This is a genomic window from Streptomyces sp. NPDC001880 (genome assembly GCF_053594575.1).
The window spans coordinates 1-17,684 of the sequence record NZ_JBSFET010000007.1; the positions used below are offsets into that span (position 1 = coordinate 1).

The 17,684-nt window shown below is 70.1% G+C and carries 16 protein-coding genes; 10 read left to right on the forward strand and 6 right to left on the reverse strand.

All coding sequences use genetic code 11. The annotated features are described in order from the left end of the window. Positions 1-242 precede the first annotated feature (242 nt). The 4 genes from ACWCQ6_RS06135 to ACWCQ6_RS06150 all read left to right on the forward strand — a co-directional run bounded on the left by ACWCQ6_RS06135 (position 243) and on the right by ACWCQ6_RS06150 (position 3,855). Positions 243-557 carry a hypothetical protein gene (locus ACWCQ6_RS06135; RefSeq protein ID WP_451085918.1) on the forward strand — a complete coding sequence of 105 codons (315 nt, stop codon included), beginning with the start codon at positions 243-245 and terminating at the stop codon, positions 555-557. Between the two features lie 200 nt (positions 558-757). Continuing rightward, positions 758-2,758: a hypothetical protein gene (locus ACWCQ6_RS06140; protein ID WP_451085920.1), complete on the forward strand. Its 2,001-nt coding sequence runs from the start codon at positions 758-760 to the stop codon at positions 2,756-2,758. A gap of 45 nt (positions 2,759-2,803) precedes the next feature. Continuing rightward, positions 2,804-3,385, forward strand: a complete 582-nt coding sequence (locus ACWCQ6_RS06145; protein WP_451085922.1) for a hypothetical protein — start codon at positions 2,804-2,806, stop codon at positions 3,383-3,385. A gap of 20 nt (positions 3,386-3,405) precedes the next feature. Continuing rightward, complete coding sequence (locus tag ACWCQ6_RS06150) at positions 3,406-3,855, forward strand: DUF3592 domain-containing protein (RefSeq protein ID WP_451085924.1); 450 nt, start codon at positions 3,406-3,408, stop codon at positions 3,853-3,855. Between the two features lie 61 nt (positions 3,856-3,916). Here the strand turns inward: ACWCQ6_RS06150 and ACWCQ6_RS06155 are convergent, their stop codons facing one another. The 3 genes from ACWCQ6_RS06155 to ACWCQ6_RS06165 form a co-directional block, all read right to left on the reverse strand. Next, entirely contained in the window at positions 3,917-4,660 is a 744-nt protein-coding gene (locus ACWCQ6_RS06155) for an Imm52 family immunity protein (RefSeq protein ID WP_451085926.1), read from the reverse strand. A gap of 43 nt (positions 4,661-4,703) precedes the next feature. After that, entirely contained in the window at positions 4,704-7,040 is a 2,337-nt protein-coding gene (locus ACWCQ6_RS06160) for a Tox-REase-5 domain-containing protein (protein ID WP_451085928.1), read from the reverse strand. Between the two features lie 272 nt (positions 7,041-7,312). Continuing rightward, positions 7,313-7,906, reverse strand: coding sequence for a hypothetical protein (locus ACWCQ6_RS06165; protein ID WP_451085930.1), 594 nt, complete (start codon positions 7,904-7,906; stop codon positions 7,313-7,315). A gap of 221 nt (positions 7,907-8,127) precedes the next feature. Between ACWCQ6_RS06165 and ACWCQ6_RS06170 the strand changes: the two genes are divergently transcribed. After that, positions 8,128-8,631: a DinB family protein gene (locus ACWCQ6_RS06170; RefSeq protein WP_451085932.1), complete on the forward strand. Its 504-nt coding sequence runs from the start codon at positions 8,128-8,130 to the stop codon at positions 8,629-8,631. Between the two features lie 189 nt (positions 8,632-8,820). Here ACWCQ6_RS06170 and ACWCQ6_RS06175 read toward each other — a convergent pair whose 3' ends face one another. Next, on the reverse strand, positions 8,821-9,690 hold the full coding sequence (locus ACWCQ6_RS06175) for an LLM class F420-dependent oxidoreductase (protein WP_451085934.1): 870 nt from the start codon (positions 9,688-9,690) through the stop codon (positions 8,821-8,823). Between the two features lie 276 nt (positions 9,691-9,966). Further along, complete coding sequence (locus tag ACWCQ6_RS06180; protein WP_451085936.1) at positions 9,967-11,298, reverse strand: DUF3533 domain-containing protein; 1,332 nt, start codon at positions 11,296-11,298, stop codon at positions 9,967-9,969. A 196-nt stretch (positions 11,299-11,494) separates the two neighbouring features. Between ACWCQ6_RS06180 and ACWCQ6_RS06185 the strand changes: the two genes are divergently transcribed. Further along, on the forward strand, positions 11,495-12,196 hold the full coding sequence (locus tag ACWCQ6_RS06185) for a MerR family transcriptional regulator (protein ID WP_451085938.1): 702 nt from the start codon (positions 11,495-11,497) through the stop codon (positions 12,194-12,196). 62 nt (positions 12,197-12,258) lie between these two features. Here ACWCQ6_RS06185 and ACWCQ6_RS06190 read toward each other — a convergent pair whose 3' ends face one another. Beyond that, positions 12,259-12,630: a hypothetical protein gene (locus tag ACWCQ6_RS06190; protein ID WP_451085940.1), complete on the reverse strand. Its 372-nt coding sequence runs from the start codon at positions 12,628-12,630 to the stop codon at positions 12,259-12,261. 108 nt (positions 12,631-12,738) lie between these two features. Here ACWCQ6_RS06190 and ACWCQ6_RS06195 point away from each other — a divergent pair, with 108 nt between their 5' ends. The 4 genes from ACWCQ6_RS06195 to ACWCQ6_RS06210 all read left to right on the forward strand — a co-directional run bounded on the left by ACWCQ6_RS06195 (position 12,739) and on the right by ACWCQ6_RS06210 (position 17,614). After that, positions 12,739-15,336: an MDR family MFS transporter gene (locus ACWCQ6_RS06195; protein WP_451085942.1), complete on the forward strand. Its 2,598-nt coding sequence runs from the start codon at positions 12,739-12,741 to the stop codon at positions 15,334-15,336. 105 nt (positions 15,337-15,441) lie between these two features. Further along, entirely contained in the window at positions 15,442-16,701 is a 1,260-nt protein-coding gene (locus ACWCQ6_RS06200) for a serine hydrolase domain-containing protein (protein WP_451085944.1), read from the forward strand. Between the two features lie 61 nt (positions 16,702-16,762). Further along, positions 16,763-17,155 (forward strand): helix-turn-helix domain-containing protein, encoded by a 393-nt coding sequence (locus tag ACWCQ6_RS06205; RefSeq protein WP_451085946.1) that lies wholly within the window; start codon positions 16,763-16,765, stop codon positions 17,153-17,155. A gap of 48 nt (positions 17,156-17,203) precedes the next feature. Continuing rightward, the gene (locus ACWCQ6_RS06210) at positions 17,204-17,614 is read left to right on the forward strand and encodes a VOC family protein (protein WP_451085948.1); all 411 of its coding nucleotides are present in this window, start codon (positions 17,204-17,206) and stop codon (positions 17,612-17,614) included. The last annotated feature ends 70 nt before the right edge of the window (positions 17,615-17,684 follow it).

A 17,684-nucleotide genomic window follows, 5' to 3' on the forward strand; every position in this document is an offset into this window, starting at 1 on the left:
CGGAAGTGGCGTCGTCCGCCCGGAGGGCGGGGTCGGGGGCGTCCGGTGCGTGCGCTCGCAAGGCGGAGGGCGGAGAGCGCGGCGGGCTGCGCCGACGGCCGACGACGCGGCGAGCGACAGGGTCTCCCTGCTCGAGCGAAGCCGAGAGCTCGGGGAAGTGCCGGACGCCCCCGGCCAGGCGGGACTTTCGAAACCCGCCCTACGGCCTGAGCTTCGTGCGGGACAGCGGCAGGGCCGGGGCGATGGACCGGAGCACCTCGGCCTCGTCCTCGCCGGGGTTGTCCCAGGCCCTGGTGTGTCTGGCCGCGCCGCTGTTCGTCCGCCGGATCGGGGCCCGCGGTCTGCTCGTCACCTGGGGCCTGGGGCTGATCGGTGCCGCCGCGATGATCTACGTCTTCTACCGCAACCTGTGGCCGGTCCCGGTCTGGCCGCTGAACGTGCTGCCGTACGTGTTCGTCGGCGCTCTGGTCGTCGGTGTCGTCGGCTTCGCCGTGCTGCGGGTCCGCAGACCGGAGGTGGCCGAACGCGCGGGAACGTTCGCGGACGACCTGGACTGACCCGGCCGTATCCCTCTCCCCTCTCCCCTCCCCGACGCCCCGTCCCTCCGCTTCTCGCGGCGGGGCGGGGCATCGCCGTTGGGCCCGACTTTGGGGCCAAGGGCCCAGGTCACACGGCTCGTACACCCGTACGCTCACGACGACCCGAATGCAGAACTACGGGCACAGGCATGGCAAGTGAGCGTCGGAGAGGAAGAACCGTGACGGGTGGCGGGGGCTGGGGAAGCGGAGGCGCGGGCCACATACCACCGCGGAACGGGGGTGGTGGCTCCGGCGCGAGCAGTGGCGTGTTCTTCGCACTGACCCGCAGCTGGGCCGCCGGCGCCCTGGTGTACATCGCCGCCGGGTACCTGGTGTCGCGCGGACTGCTCGAACTGCTGGCCTCCGACGAGCGGCTGACGAGTTTCGGCTGGCGTCTGGCCCTGATCCACGTGCCCAACGTCATCACGACCGTCCTCACGGTCCTGGCCTCCGCCCGGCTCCTGCCCGACGAGTACCGCGAGTCGCGTCTGCTGACCCTCGCCGCCGCCCTCACCGTCCCGCTGGCCGCGTTCGTCTACGGACTGGCCGTGTCCTGGCATCTCGTGGACACCGAGGGCACGTTGATGCCGGTCGTCTCGCTGGCGACCGGTGCGGCGGCGGGGCTGGCCGTCGACCGGCTCCTGGACGACCGCGCGGACGAGCCGGAGCCCGCTCCGTACCAGCCGTACTCCTGGCGGGACGGCGGCGCCACCGCCATGGAGTACCTCGGGGTGGTCGTCCTCGTCGTCACACTGATCGGCGCGATGTCCATGGCGGGTGTCGGCGGCCAGATCGGCGAGCGCATCCGCTGCGCCATCAGCTCGCTGGGCGGCGGCGGTGGCAGCTGCTCCACGGGTGGCGGCGACACCACCGCGAAGCCGAAGACGGACGCCGACTACGAGCCCAAGATGTGCCAGGTCTCCAGCATCTCCGACACGGTCGGTGGCAAGGTCAAGATCGGCTGGTTCGAGTGGGGCAACGAGTACGGCTTCCAGCAGAAGGTCAGCCAGGCCAAGACGGATGTGAACGAGGACGGCAAGGTCGACGAGAACGACAAGCTGGTCTACATGACGTTCACGGACGCCGCCTCGGCCAATGCCACCGCCAGCACCCCCGGCGTCAAGCTCGGCAAGCTGGGCAAGGCGGATGTGGACGTCGGCGGCGGCATCAAGATCACCAACGGTGACACCTGGGTCTTCAAGAGCGAGGAAGAAGCCCAGAAGATGCGGGACGACATCGAAGAGATGAAGATGTGGGAGACCTCGACCAAGTACAGCGGCGGCTACGGCGGTGGCTGGTACTCCGGGATGAAGTGGGCCGACAAGAAGAAGGACGTCGAGAAGAAGATCGGGGACAAGAAGATCTCCTACTCGACCATCGGTCTCAACGTCTTCGCGGACGGCGGACTCTCCATCAGCTCGGGCGACGAGGACAAGCTCGGCGCGAAGCTCGGCGGCAAGGCGAAGTTCTCCCCCGAGGTCACCATCACCAAGGACGACGTCAACGGCAACGAGTCGTACACGTACACCGCCAAGCTCGACCTGGAGGGCAAGGTCGGCGCTTCGGACGGTCCGCTGGGCGGCACGGTTTCCGCGAAGAGCAACCGGACCGGGGCGATCACCGTCACCCGTGACCAGAAGACCGGAAAGATCGTCCGCATCGACATGACCCAGACCGTCGAGAACGGCTCGACGAGCGGCAAGGGCGACATCAGCGGCGACAACGGCGAGAAGGGCAAGGACAAGCGCGGCGGCAAGGTCAGCGGCTCCGACTCCTCCGGCGACACCGGTATCGAGGTCGTGACGAACTCGATCGTCTTCGGCAAGGACACCGACCAGGCCACCGAGGACAAGCGGGCCGTCGCCGAGCAGTGGCTGGACGGCTCCGGCAACAACACCGCCCCGTTCGAGTACCTGTTCGGCGATCGCTCCCTGGAGCAGAAGCCCACCGGTACCGACCCCTTCGAGCAGCTGATGTACGAGGACGGCCTGTCGAGCAGGATGAAGTACAACGGTCAGACGGACGCCCAGGAGTTCGGCTTCGAGGTCTCGCTCGGCATGAGTCTGGGATTCTCCATCTCCGACGAGCACAAGAAGGAGACACTGGCGGACGCGGAGTTCCTCGGGGCTCCGCAGGGCGACAAGCGCTCGTACCTTCCGTACAGCTACTGCGCGAAGTAGCGGTACGGGAAGCACCGACCGGGCACGACGAAGAGGCGATAGGCGATGACGACGAAGAAGACGTACCGGACGATCGGCGCGACCGCTGCCGCCGCCATCGGCTTCGCCCTGCTCACCGGCTGCGGCGGGGAGACCGCCGCACTCCCGGAGGGCTGGAGCAAGCTCGACACCAAGAGCCTCTCCGTCGGCTACCCCGGGGACAAGGGCTACAAGGAGCAGCCCGCGGCCGACCGGGCCAAGGCCAACGCGGCCGTCGCGGTCAAGGAGGAGGGCGGGCTGCGCACCGGAATGGTCTCCGTGCAGCTCGACTTCGCCACGGGCGTGGACAGCGCCGCCGAGGCGGCGTCCGCGGCGGGCGCCGGCATCGGTGTCGGCGCGACCCGCAAGGAGACCGAGGAGGTGCGGCTCGCGGGTGCGGAGGGCGCCCGTGACGCGCGCCGGATCGACTACGAGTTCACATCGAGCGGCGAGGAGCGGACCCCGGCGCCTGGCACCCGGATGACGGGGGTCGTGGTGGCGGGGGTCGATTCGAAGGACGTGCCGTTCGCGGTCCGGCTCAACGCGGTGAAGGGCTCGCTGAGCGCGCAGGACCTCGACGCGTTCGTCGACTCGATCACGGTCAAGTAGCGGACCGGGAGCGCTCGTCCATGCAGATCCTGCCCGGCGGCACGGCCACGTTCCTGCTGCTGTTCGGCCTGTTCCTCGGCGCGTTCGCGATCCGTTCCGCGCTGCGCCTGAACCGGGTGCTGCGGCTGGTGCGGCACGGCGAGCGCGCCGAGGGGCGGTGCGCGGACCGCCGGACGGTCGACCGGGGACCGGGCATGGAGCGGAGCTACGCCACCGAGTACGTCTTCGCGTTCCGCACCCGCGACGGCCGCGACATCGAGTTCACCGACCACGCCCCGGGCCCGTTCGGCTTCCGGGTCGGGGCGCCGGTCCGGGTCAGTTACGACCCGGCCGACCCGGCGAAGCACGCCACGGTGGCCGGACCCGGGGCATGGGGTCCGGTGGTGATGCCCGCGGTGTTCGCGCTCGGGCTCGGGGTGTTCGCGGTGGGACTGCTGCTGGGGTTCGCGGCGATGCGGGGCTGGCTCTGAGAGAGATGTATGCCCGCTCGGGGAGTGAGCGGGCGCTCGGAGGTGTGCGGGCCCGCAGCCGTCAGAACTTGTCGCGGTCGATCGGCAACGGGAGCGGCGTCAGCGAACCGGCCGCCCGCAGTTCCCTGTTGGTCTCGATGATCTTCTCGTTGTCCGGTACGGTCGTGCCGCCCCGGGTGAGATCGATGATCAGGCCGTCGGCCGCGGTACGGATGTACGTACCGTCGAGCCCCTCGGGCGCCGACGCCGCCCGCCCGGCGGAGAGGTACACCGCCCGACCGCACCGGGGGTCGGAATTCTTCAGGTCGAATTCATCGGCCACCGCGTCGTACTGGGAATCGTTGTACACCTGACCGGCGTCGATGTCCCATGCCTCGGCGATGATCCGCAGGATTTCTGGCGCCCGCCGGATCACCTCGGTCGATTCGTCCAGCTCGCGCGAGCGGAAGACGAGCGCGATCGAATTCGTGATGTACTGCGATGATCCACCCGCGCGAATGGCCGAGGTGACGCGCAGCTTCCCGGAATTGTGCGCCCAGAGGGAAGTCGTGTAGCCGACCACGTCGAGATCGGGGCCCTGGTTCCTGTCCTCGATGTAATCGACCAGTACGTCGTGCGACACCGGGTCCTGCGACGGCAGCACCACGCGGTCGGAGGCATCGTCGTGCCCGGCCTCGTGCCAGTCGCCGAATGTGGCGCCGTCCAGCTCCCCGAGCGCGGTGAGAGTCTTTGCCCATCGTCTGCCGATCTCGCGGACGTCCTCACTCCGGATGCCCCAAGAACCGTTGACGACGAAATGAAGCACGGGACTCTCCCTCGACCTTCGGAATTGCGCCTGGCGTCCGCGTTCAGCCGACGATGTCTCCCGGCGTGTTGATCACCTTAACGTCGATATTCCGAGACCGGAACATCTTCCGGGCCGCGGTGGCCACGTCGGGATCGGACAGGTGCCACTCGACCGGCTTGCCCCGTGCAGCGTCCAGCTGGCGGGTTGCCTGTTCGGCCCAGCGGTCGGCGAGATCCTGCGCGAGTTCCCCGGTCTCGGCGTTGTAGTACTTCTTGCCCGTGTACCCGTACTTCGCCTCCAGGTAGGTACCCCGCGAGGCGTCCCAGCCGTCGAAGTCGACCGGCTTCCCGGTGAGCTTGTCCAGCGGCACCCGGTACTCCTTGCCGCGGCCCACCTTGGAGATCTGCTCCTGGTAGCGGGCACCCATCTCGGTCGGGTAGTTCCAGACGCCGGGCTTGATCTCCTGCCAGTTGCCCTCGCCGCCGTCCTTGGCCCCGGCCGGCGGGTCCTTGAGGTCCTTGTACCAGGCCGGCTTCGGTTCGTTCTGGGCGGCTTCCAGGGCCTTGCGGCGCTTGGCCGCGTCCGCGGCCTTCTTCGCCTCGTCGGCCAGCCGCTGGGCCTCGTCGGCGGCGGCCTTCTTCTCCGGGTCGACCTCGTCGCACTTCCCCATGAGGAAACCGACGGGCACGGAGGCGGGCGGCGCGGCCAGGAGGCCGGTGCCGGAGCCGGGCAGTCCGACGCCCGCACCGCTGCCGTACGGGACCCGTACGCGACCGCCCATCCCGACGGTGCAGCCCTTGAGCCCGGCCTGCTCGGCGGCGTCGTCGGCGTGCTGCTGCGCTTCCTGCGCGGCCTTCTCCGCGGCCGTGACATCGCCCGCCTTGGCGGCCTTCTTCGCCTTGGACGCGGCCTCTGAGGCCTTCTGGGCGACTTCGCCCAGCTTGCCGAGTTTCCCGAGCTTGCCCAGCTTTCCGAGTTTGCCGACGAGCTTGGCCTCGCCGTAGCCCGGGATGAACAGCGAGCCGATGTTCCACAGGCCGGTACCGATCGCCTGGCCCTCGTTGCCGTTCTTCCACATGTCCCGGACGTCGTCGCCGATGAACACGTCGTCGAGGACCTTCAGGCCGGTGCCGCCGGACGCCTTGGTCCAGTCCCAGACCGCGCCGAGGTAGTCACCATCGGACCACTTGTCTCCGGCGTCCTTGGAGTCCTGGCTCCACTTGTCGCCGAGGCTGCTGCCGTATTCCTTCAGGCCTTCCCAGGCCTCGACGGGGTGGATGATCGTGTCGATCGTGCCGGTGATGTCGCCCCACAGACCGTCGCCGATCAGGCCCTCGAAGAAGCCGCCGGTCTGGTGCGCGGCGCAGGAGAAGAACGCGCCGACGCCGGAGGTGCAGCTCTCGCCGGGCTGGTCGTCGCCGCCGTCGCCACCGCCGTCGTCCAGGTCGTCGCCGCCGTCCGGCTCGCCGGAGCTGTCGATGTCGTCGCCGCCGTCGTCGACCTGGGTGACGGTGTCGTCGCCGCCGGAGCCGCCGGAGCCTCCGGAGCCGCCCGAGCCGTTGCCCGCGCTGCCCGCCGATCCTGATCCGCCGGAGGCGTCGGTGCCGCCGGCCGCGTTGGAGCCCCCGGCCGCGTCGGAGCCCCCGGCCGCGTCGGAGCCCCCGGCCGTGTCCGAACCCCCGGAGTCCGTGCCGCCCGTGGCGACCGATCCGCCCGCGTCCGTATCACCGGCATCGGTGCCGCCGGAGGCGGACGAACCGCCGGAGCCCTTGCCGCCTCCCGCCTCCACATTGCTGCCGGGCGCCGGGCAGGCGCTGCCGGTGAGCCGGCAGATCGCGTCCTGCAACCCGCCGGTCAGCTGGGCGCCGATCCCCGTGACGACGAGCCCGCCGATGAGGGCCACGACCACCAGGACCATGCCGAGGTATTCCATCGCGGTCTGACCGGCGTCGTCCCGGCGCCACCTGATCATGCGCGCGATGCTGAACCGCCGGTGCGGCGCACGCTGTTCGAGGGGCAGCTCGAACCATTCGCGCGAGCTCGCCCGGAACAGCAGGACGACGACGGCGACCGGTATCACCAGCTGCGTGACACCGCGTCCGCCCTCGCCGAGGTTCGCCAGCGCGCCGAAGGTGAGCCAGATGTGCATGGCGAGCAGCCCGCGCCGGACCCAGACGCCGCCCGTGCGCACGTACAGCGAGAGCACGAAAGCGAACACGCTCGGCAGCGCCGCGTACAGCAGCAGCCCGAGCAGCCGGCCGTCGATCTCGTCGACCGCCGATGCCACCGTCAGCACACCGATGCCGCCCAGAACGGCGGCCGCGAAGAGGAGCCGTACGAGGATCAGCACCGCCTGCAGCGGACGCGGCAGGGACTGCCTGCCCCCCGCCCGGCCCACGGCGACTCCCCCACCGGCGACTCCCCCGCCGGCACCGCCCGAAACCGCAAATCCACCTATGCCAGACACGACGAGTCCCCCAGCTTGCCGGTGTACGGCTACAGTTCAGCCATTCCACTCATCCGACCACACCGGCACCCTTCGGGGCATGGGCCTCAGGACCCAATGCAAGGCTCAAAGTTGCCGAATACGACGGAAGTCGGGGAGCGGAGCACCGGGGCGGCGGACCCGTCGCCACCGGACGGCCACCTCGCCACCGGACGGCCACCTCGCTACCGGACGGGCACCTCGCTCCCGAACAGCATCCAGGGCGACTGGTCGTACGAGGCCACCCCCGCCAACTGCGGCTGCATCGCGGCGATCTCGTGCCGCACGGCGAGCGTGTCCGGCCAACTGTCGAAGTACGTCGTTCCGTTGATGACGACGCCGCTCCAGTCGGTCGCCACGGAGGCGCCCTCACGGTCGACGACGAAGCCGATGCAGAGGACGGAGGCCCGCCCTATCGCCTCCCTGATCGCCCTGGCGGCCACCTCCTGTTCGTCCGGGGTCAGCCGCCCGAAGCCGAACTCCAGCGCGACGACCCCGTCCGGCATCCGGCGTATGCGTGCGGGCACATCGGCACCGCTGTCCACCCACAACACGAACTCGACGCGGTCGAGCCGTTGCAGCCCGGCCAGGAGCACGAGCTGCTCCCTGGTCACCCACGACGGGGTGCCCCGCGGACCGGGCCCCGGACCGAGGAGCGTGACCCGCCTCGTGACCGGGTGACTGAGCCGCAGCCCCGCCGCGTCGAGATCGTTGAAGAGCGACTCGGAGTCCGGGCGGCTCCAGCCGAGGTGGTACGAGTAGAAGAATCCGTCACTCATCGACACATCACCCCATGCGAGACAGGTGGAGCGTGAAGTCCAGATGCGTGCGGGCATGCCGGACAGGCGCTCGTTCCCGGCGCCGGCCAGGTGGCTCGCAGTTGGTCGTGCACGAGCGTAGTGAGGCCCGATCCCCGGGGCGTGGGCCCAGGGGCCCAGGGGCGGGCCCCATTGGACAATCCGATGGACAGGAGGCGTCCCGTCGCAGATCGTGTACGTCGATGACACGCACCGATTCGCCTCCCGCACGGGACGAGCGCACCCAGCTGGCCACCTTCCTCGACTACGTCCGCGACACCGCACGCGCGAAATGCGAGGGCATCTCGCCGGACGACGCCCGCCGGGCCCCGCTGCCCGGCTCTCCCCTGATGACGATCGCCGGGCTGATCAACCACCTCAGCTGGGTCGAGTACTACTGGTTCGAGGTGGCCTTCCTCGGTGGTGAGGACGAAGGGCCGTGGACGGACGAGGACCCCGACCGCGAGATGCGCATCGCGGTGGACATGCCGCTCGCCGATGTGCTGGCGCTGTACGAGGAACGGACCAACCGCTACCGCGAGTTGGTCGCCTCCCACGACCTGGACACACCGGCCGCGCGCCCGCGCGGCGACGGCGACCACCCCGATCTGCGCTGGATCGTCCTGCATCTGATCGAGGAGACCGCCCGGCACAACGGCCACCTCGACCTGATCCGGGAGATCGTCGACGGCACCACCGGCGTGTAGGGCCCGTTCGGCGCGCGGCGCACCCCCTCGGAGGAGGGCTGTCCCGTGATCCCCTGATCCCCTGATCCCCTGATCCCCTGTGGATCAGCGCGCGGCGTCGGATGCGGTGCATCGCAAGGCGGAGAGACGTACGCATTGCGAGGTGCCGTAGCCGTCGTCGCGCACCCGCCGGGAATTACGGGACGGCCCTCAGCCGATCGCGGCGACGGCGGGTGCGATGCGTTCGGCGATCTGGTGGGTGTAGCTGACCGGATGCCGGTCGGGCAGCACCTGGATCTCGCTGATGCCCAGGGCGGCGTACGCCTCGGCGTCGGCGAGGAACGCGGCCGGTTTGTCCAGCACCGAGCCGCTGTACATCACGGTCTTGGTGATGGCGTCGTAGTCGCGGTCCTCCGCGTCGCAGTGGGCGCGCAGCACGTCGAGCTTGTGGGCCACTTCATCCTGGTCGGTGGCGAAGAGATTGCAGGCATCCCCGTAGCGGGCCACCAGGAGCAGGGTCTTCTGCTCGCCCCCGCCGCCGATCATGATGGGCGGGTGCCCGCCGATCGGTTCGGGTACGCAGAGCGTCTCGGCCAGCTGGTAGTGCTTGCCCCGGAACGGGCCGTTGTCGTCGCTCCACATCTGGAGGCAGATCCGGATGGTCTCCTCCAGCCGCTCGAACCGTTCGGCGACCGGGACCACCGGCACCCCGAGCCCGTACTGCTCCCGCTCGTACCAGGAGGCGCCGATGCCCAGTCTCGCCCGGCCGCCCGACAGCACGTCGAGGCTGGTGACGATCTTCGCCAGCAGGCCGGGGTGCCGGTACATCACGCCCGTGACCATCAGGCCGAGCGTCATCCGCTGGCTCACCGCCGCCACGTAGCCGAGCGTGGTGTATCCCTCCAGCATCGGTTCGTCGACGACGCTCTGGCCGGTCTCCATCTGGAAGTAGTGGTCCATCACGGTGAAGGACGCGATCTCCGCCTGCTCGGCGATCCGCACCGACTCCGCGAGCGTGGGCGCGATGAGCGCGGGATCGGCCGGTGTCGAGTAGTTCCAGTAGTGCAGACCGAGCTTCATGTCCCGCCTCCCGTCCGACGCCACCGGACACCTTGCGTAGTCGGCGCTCACGCTACGCGGGGTGCCGGTCGTCGGCATGTCGGGTGATGCGCCGGGACGACGGGGTCCCCGACCGGCCCGGCGTACGCTCGCACCGTCGGCCGGCCGCGCCGCGCACCCGCTTCCGTCGCCGGGCCGCGGACGGCACGTTCGACCGGATGCCGCCCAGGTCACCCGGCCCGCGGCCGGTCAGCCGACCGGAGCCGACCGGGTGCCCGGTCGCGGATCGGGCTGCGGCTACGACTGCGGCTGGGGCCGGGCCGGCTGGAGGGCCGAGCGGTGCAGCCCCCTGCGGTCGTAGAGGCGGGTGAGGACGAGACCGAGGCCGAGCGACCCGACGAAGCCGATGGCGGTCATGGTCCAGGCGCGTCCGAGCCCCGCGTCGGCCTGCGCACCGAAGTAGAGGATGGACCTGACGCCGTCGACCACCTGGCGGAACGGCTCGAATTCCGCCAGGAAGCGGTAGAAGTCCGGGAGTGCCTGGAGCGGAATGGTGGCGCCGGCCGACGGGATGGCCAGGCCGATCAGGACCAGCATGGAGACGATGGGGCCCGGGGTGCCGAAGACGGCGAGCAGGGCGAGCGCGGTGATGCCCATCGCTGCCGTGGCGCATGCTCCGAAGATCCACAGCAGGCCCAGGTGCGAGGCGTCGATGCCGACGACGCCGACCGCGCCGACCATCGCGAGCGCGGAGGTCAGCATCGACAGGACGACCATGAGCACCGAGCAGACCACGAAGTGGTGCAGCCGCGTCATGTGCTGGGCGGGCTTGACGAAGCGGAACGGGCCCTTGTCGTTCGCCATGTAGCCGAGCGCCGTGTCCACCTGGGTGTGGATCACGTTGGCGCCCAGCATGCCGCCGAGGACCAGGACGAGGGCGTAGAAGAAGGCGCTCAGTCCGAGGCCGCTGTGGGTGCCGAGCGGGTGCCCCTCCTCGACGGTCACCTTCACGGGGTCGGCGATCATCAGCTGGGCGGCGGTGCCCGGGGCGGCGGCTCCGTCGGCCTGGGCGGACCCGGAGTGCCGTCCGAGCTCCTGGGTGAGCCCGCGGCCCACCTGCGCGGAGGTGGTGGCGGCGACCTTCTGGTTGATCTCGGCGGCCATGCCGGAACCGAAGCTTCCGGCCGCGGGGTTGGTCAGCACCGTCATGGTCGGCGGGTGCGGTTCCTGCTGGGGCGGCCCGGCGAGTGCGGCCACGGAGGCGGAGAAGTCCTCCGGGATGACGAGCGCGCCGAACACCTTGCCCTGACCGAGCAGGTCGTCGGCGGTGCGGCGATCGACCTTCTGCCAGGAGACCTTGTCCTTCAGCTCGGCGGACCCGGTGATCTGCGGCGCGATCTGCGCACCGAGGTCGATCCGCTGTCCGGCCACCTCCGCCCCCCGGTCGCTGTTGACCAGGGCGATCGGCAGGTCTTTCGTCGAACCGACCGGGTCGTTGTTGGCACCCAGGTAAAGCATGGACAGGACGAGCGACAGCAGGCCGAGGATCACCGCCGACGGCAGCCACACCCCGCGGCGGCGCAGCAGACCGCGGGCGCTCACCCGGGGCAGGGAGGTCGGTTCGGGCATGACGAGGGGCTCCAGCTTCGGTGGCGCGCCGACAGGGCGCTCGGATCGACAAATGGGATGGATGTGCCGTCTTCGCATGGGGACGACGCATTGGAAAGTATCACTTTCCAGCTGGGGAGTGACACTACCCAATCGCGGGTCCATGGGAGCGCCTGGGAGACTGGTCACACACAGAACAGACCGAGCGAGAGCGCACATGAGAATCTCCGACCTGAGCCGTCTGTCCGGAACACCGGTCGGGACGATCAAGTACTACCTGCGTGAAGGCCTGCTGCCGCCCGGCCGTCAGCTGGGAGCCACGCTGAGCCTGTACGGGGACGAGCATCTCCAGCGCCTGCGCCTGATCCGCGCCCTGACCGCCCGCGGCGGCCTGTCGATCGCCGCCACCCGCGACGTCCTCACGGCCATGGACGAGCCCCTCGATCCGCTCGCCACGCTCGGCGTCGTGCACTACGCGCTCCCCACGCCGGTCGACGCCGCCGAGACGGACGCGGTGGACGAGCAGGCGCCACGGGTCGACGAGCTGGTACGGGCCATGGGCTGGGACGTCTCCGAGAACTCGCCGCACCGCCGCGCCCTCGCTGCGAGCCTCATGGACCTCGGCCGCATCGGCGCCGACTACCGCACCGAGGACTTGGTGCCCTACGCCGAACTGGCCGCTGCCGCCGCGAAGCTCGACCTGGACCGGATCAAGGAACTCGACGACACCGAGGACCGCTTCAAGCTGGCCGAGCACGCCGCCGTCGTCGTGCTCCTCCTGGAGCCGGTACTGGCCGTCCTGCGCCGCCTGGCCCAGGAGAACGAGACCCGGCGCCGCGGCGTCTGGGCCCGTAAGTCCGAGGCAGCCGGCCCGCATCCCGGCCCGGTCCCCACGGCCGACCCCGAGGGCACTCCTTAGGGGGCGTCGCTGAACTCGCCGGCGGGAATCAGGCGCGGGCGAGTCGGCGGGACATCACCACTTCAGCGGCTGTCGCCGGCCGGCCGGCCCCTGTCCGGGGCGTCATCGGCCTCGGTGTCCACCACCTCCCAGCCGAGCGTGTCGGCAATCCTCGTCGCCAATGCTTGTGCGGCGCGCAGGCCGTCGGCTGAGCAGCAGACCAGCTCCACCAGGTTGGCGCGCTGCGGCGCCCTGCCCCTGTGCGCGGCATAGTTGCCGGCGCTGTCGCACGCGGCGATGGTCACGTGGACCCGGCCGAGGCCGCCTTCCGCCTCGTAGAAGACCAGGTCGGTCTTCCGTAGCCCCGGCATCGAGTCCAGGCAGTCCACCACAACATCTGTCGGGACGCTCCCGCTGTGGCTGAGGTCCGAGCGAACGGCCAGGTACCTGTACATCCCCCGATTCTCGCACCCGACCCCAGGACGCGACCCCTGCAGACACATACACCGATCATTCACCGCGACTCGGCACCACGGCATTGATACCTCAACTACCTTGTTTCAGTGGACCAGTTGATCGCCGAAGATCCCCTGCACATCGGCCCGTACCGCCTGATAGCCCGACTGGGTGCGGGCGGCATGGGCCTGGTGTACCTCGGCCGTTCGGAGGCCGGACGGACCGTGGCCGTGAAGGTGGTGCAGGCCGAGCACGCCCAGCACCCCGAATTCCGCAAGCGGTTCGCACGCGAGGTGGCGGCCGCCCGCCGGGTGGGCGGGACGTGGACGGCGGCCGTCCTCGACGCCGACACCGAGGCAGAGGTGCCCTGGGTGGCGACCCAGTACATCCCCGGGCCCGACCTCACCACCGTGGTCTCCAAGGACTTCGGACCGCTCCCCGAGCACTCGGTCCGCACCCTCGCCAACCGCTTGGCCGTGGCCCTGGAGTCGGTGCACGGCGCGGGCCTGATCCACCGGGACCTGAAACCGTCCAACGTACTGGTGACGGTCGACGGGCCGCGCGTGATCGACTTCGGTATCGCGCGGGCTATGGACAGCCTCGCCGGGGACAGCCTGCACACCCGCACCGGGATGCTGATCGGCTCGCCCGGCTTCATGTCCCCCGAGCAGGTGCGCGGGCTCGAACTCACCCCGGCCAGCGATGTGTTCTGCCTGGGCGCGGTCCTCGTCTACGCCGCCACCGGCCGCGTGCTCTTCGGCGCCACGGAGACCGGCCTGAACGCCCACCTCTTCCGGATCGCGGAGGAGGAAGCGGACCTGACGGGCGTGCCGGATTCGCTCGTCGACCTCGTACGCGCGTGCCTGCACAAGGATCCGGCACAGCGGCCCACGCCCGCCGACGTGGCCGCGCGCACGGCTTCCGACCAGGGCGGCGAGTGGCTGCCGGGCTCGGTGCTCGCCCAACTGGGTCGCCACGCCGCCCAGTTGCTGGACTTCGCGCCGGAGACGAGGACCACACAGCCGGACCCGCGCATCCCGGCCCAGCCGCAGTACGCCGACCGGCCCCAGTCACTCCCCCCGCAGCCCGCGTACACCCCGACGACACCGGGGGACCGCCACCCGTCCGCGGGGTTCGGGCCGCCTGCGGCCGCACCGGCCGGCCCGCACCCGGCCGGCACCCAGGCCCCGCATCCCATGCGGTGGTGGGGGCTGGGGATGGCCGCGCTGGCGCAGCTGCTGGTGCTGATCGGCACGGCGATCACGAACACCGCGCTGCCTGCCATCTACCGCGACCTGGGCGCCTCCTTCGACGATCTGCGCCTGTTCTCCACCGCCTACTTGCTGGCCTTCGGCGCACTGCTGCTGCTCGGCGGGCACCTCTGCGATCTCCTGGGCCGCAAACGGGTGTTCATCATCGGCGCGGCCGGCTTCGCGCTGGCCTTCATGGCCGCCGGCCTGGCCCCCTCCGCCGGCCTGCTCGTCCTCGCCGGCGTGTTGCAGGGTGTGTCCGCCGCGCTGCTCTCGTCGTCCGCGCTGGCCCTGGTGTCGGCGGGCTTCAGCGACCCGAAGGAGCGCGGCCGGGCCTTCGGGATCTACGCCGCGGTCGCCGGCGGCGGACTGGCGTTCGGCATGTTCACGAACGCATGGCTGGTCGAGAACCTCAGCTGGCGCGTATGCATGTACGCCACCACCACGCTCGCCCTGCTCCTCGCGATCTGCGCGGCCCCCCTGGTGCACGACCGCCACCCGGTCCGCAGCCCTGCCCGCTTCGACGTACCGGGCCTGCTGCTCGGCACCGGCGGGATCACCGCGCTCGCCTTCGCCTTCGACCGGGCCGGAGCGGACCGCGACGGCGGCACCCCCGGTCCGGCGGGCTGGACCGACTTCTCGACCCTGGTCCTCCTCGTGGGCGGTGCGCTCCTGCTGGCGGGCTTCGTGTGGTGGCAGAGCAGTTCACCCAGCCCCCTCGTCCCTGCGCACGTCCTCAGGGACCGCAACCGGGCGGGCTCGCTGCTCATCCTGATCATTCTCGGCCTGGGCCTGTTCATCACGTTCCTGATCCTGACCAGGTATCTCCAGGGCGTCCTCGACTACTCCCTGGACGGGAGCGCCATGGCCCTGCTGCCCATGGCCGGGGCGGCCGCCGTCGCCTCCACCCAGGTCGCCGCCCGTCTGTGCCACCGGCTGGCGCCCCGCAGTCTGATCGTGCCGGGCCTCCTGCTGACGGCGGTCGGCCTGGCGATCCTGACCGGGATCGACACCCACGGCACGTACACCGCCCAGGTGCTGCCGGGCACGCTGCTCATCGGCTTCGGGGCCGGCCTGGCCTTCACACCGCTCTTCACCACCGCGACCGGCACCATCGCCCCGCAGGACACCGGCGGGACATCGGCGGTGGTCCTCGCGGCCCAGAATCTGGGCGGCTGGGCCGCCTGGCCTCTGTTCAGCACGGTCCTCACCTCGGCGATCTCCGCACAACTGGCCGACACGTCGGGCATTCCCGCTTCTCTGGTCGATGCGGCCAAGGCCGGCTTCCCGCTCGACAGGCAGAACCTGCCGGAATCGTTCCTCGACGCACTGGAGCAGCTCAACCAAGCGATCATGCACGGGTACTCCGTCGTTCTCTGGTGGACGGCCGGCCTGACCCTGCTCGCGAGTCTGCTCGCCGGCCTGATGATCACGGCCAGGGCCCCCAAGCACTGACGACTCGGCGAAACGCCCCAACGATCAACCCTGGTAGCCGAGTTGTGCGTCCCATGTCACCGAGGAGGCAACCCCTGCCCCCTCGGTGACATGGAGGCAGGACGCATGAGGCAACGGGCTGTACGTATCTCCGCACTCGCACTGGCCGTGACCGCGGCCGTGGGAGCATCCGCATTCGCCCCGCCCGCACAAGCGGTGCAGTCACCGCACGCGGTGCAGTCATCACGCGGCCACGAGGCGACCCGAGCGGCGCTGCACGATCTGGTCGAGAAGGGCGGACTGCCCGGAGTCGCCGCCAGGACCATGGACAGCAGGGGCAGTTGGTACGGCTCAGCCGGTTACGCCGACACCGCCACCGGCCGCGAGCGTTCCCCCGGCGACCACTTCCGCGGGGCCAGCATCACCAAGACGTTCATCGCGACCGTGCTGCTCCAGCTGGAGGCGGAGGGGCGGCTGAGCCTGGACGACACGGTCGAGACCTGGCTGCCCGGCCTGGTGCGCGGCAACGGGTACGACGGCAGCCGGATCACCCTGCGCCGGCTGCTCAACCACACCAGCGGCATCGCGAACTACACCGAGGACCCCGAGTTCGTGCACAACGCCGCGGGCCCCGGCTTCCCCGAGCACCGTTACGACACCCACACGCCCGAGGAACTGGTGGGGATCGCGCTGAAGTACCCGCCGCAGCCCGATCCGGAGAAGGCGCCGTCGTACTCGAACACCAACTTCGTGATAGCCGGGATGGTCATCGAGAAGGCCACGGGCCATTCGTACGCGCAGGAGGTGACCCGCCGCATCATCCGGCCGCTGAACCTGCGCGGTACGTCGTTCCCCGGCACGTCGCCGCGCATGCCGGACCCGCACCCCGTCGGGTACTCCCGCTTCCACCAGGACGCCCCGGACGCCGAGATCCATGACGCCACCGAGCAGAACATGACCTGGCTGGGCGCGGCCGGCGACATCATCTCGACTGCCGGAGACCTCAACCGCTTCCAACGATCGTTGATTCGAGGGGAACTGCTGCCTCCCGCGCAGATGGAGGAGATGCTCGACGAGGTGCCCTTGGGCGACGGGATCGGCTACGGCCTCGGGGTCGAGTTCGCCCAGCTGTCCTGCGGCGTGAAGGTGGTGGGTAAGGGCGGCCGTACGAACGGTTCGCTGTCCGCGATGGTCGGCACGCCGGACGGGAAGCACCAGCTGACGTTCAACGTCAACGGCGACTGGCTGCAGGACGGATCGCTCTACGTCAACGCGATCGAGGCGGAGTTCTGCGGCAAGACGCCGCTCTCGACGCAACGCCCCTCCGCCCCTCTCCCCGACTCCCTTCCCGATGCGTTCGCCGCGCTCTCCCGGTCCGAGGACTGACCGAGCGCGCCGAACGTCCTCCGGATCGGTGGGCGCGAATGCCGTGTGGTGTCATGGCTCCATGAACCGCGCCGTGGAGGAGACCAACCGCCGCATGCTGCGGGCGCGGGACGCCATGGACCGCGCCTATGCGCAGCCGTTGGACGTCCCGGCCCTGGCCCGGATCGCGCATGTGTCCCCGGCCCACTTCACGCGTACGTTCCGGGCCACGTTCGGCGAGACGCCCCACCGCTACCTGCAACGCCGCCGTGTCGAGCGCGCGATGTTCCTGCTGCGGGAGACCGACCGCAGTGTGACGGACATCTGCTACGAGGTCGGCTTCGGCAGCCCGGGGACGTTCAGCCGTACGTTCCACGACATCGTCGGCCGGTCGCCGAGAACGTACCGCAAGGAAGCGACGGCCACGGGCGTCCCGACGTGTTTCACCATGGCATGGGCACGGCCGAGCACCTGAGCAGTTCTGGATAAGTTTTTCCCGGCCGTGCCCCGTAGCGTGATGCACATGTTCAATGCCATCACGCACTCGCAGATTTACGTCCTCGACCAGGACGAGGCCCTCGACTTCTACGTCGGCAAGCTCGGCCTGGAGGTCAGCGCCGATGTGGACATGGGCTTCATGCGCTGGCTGACCGTCAGCGTCCCCGGCCACCCCGAGCGTCAGATCATGCTGGAGAAGCCGGGCGCCCCGGCCGTGTCCGAGGAAACAGCCCAGCAGGTGAGGGAGTTGGTGACCAAGGGAGCGATGGGCGGCTGGCTCATCCTCACCACGGACGACTGCCGCAAGACGTACGAGACGCTGCTTGCCCAGGGCGTCGAGTTCACCGAGGAGCCCACCGACCGCCCGTACGGAACCGACTGCGGCCTCCGCGACCCCTTCGGCAACCGCATCCGCTTCACCCAGCCGAAGAGCTGAGCACTTTCCCGATCGCGCAGCGGGGGCGGAGCGAGGACGCACCGGCCCCCGCGTGCGTGTGTCCGGAGCA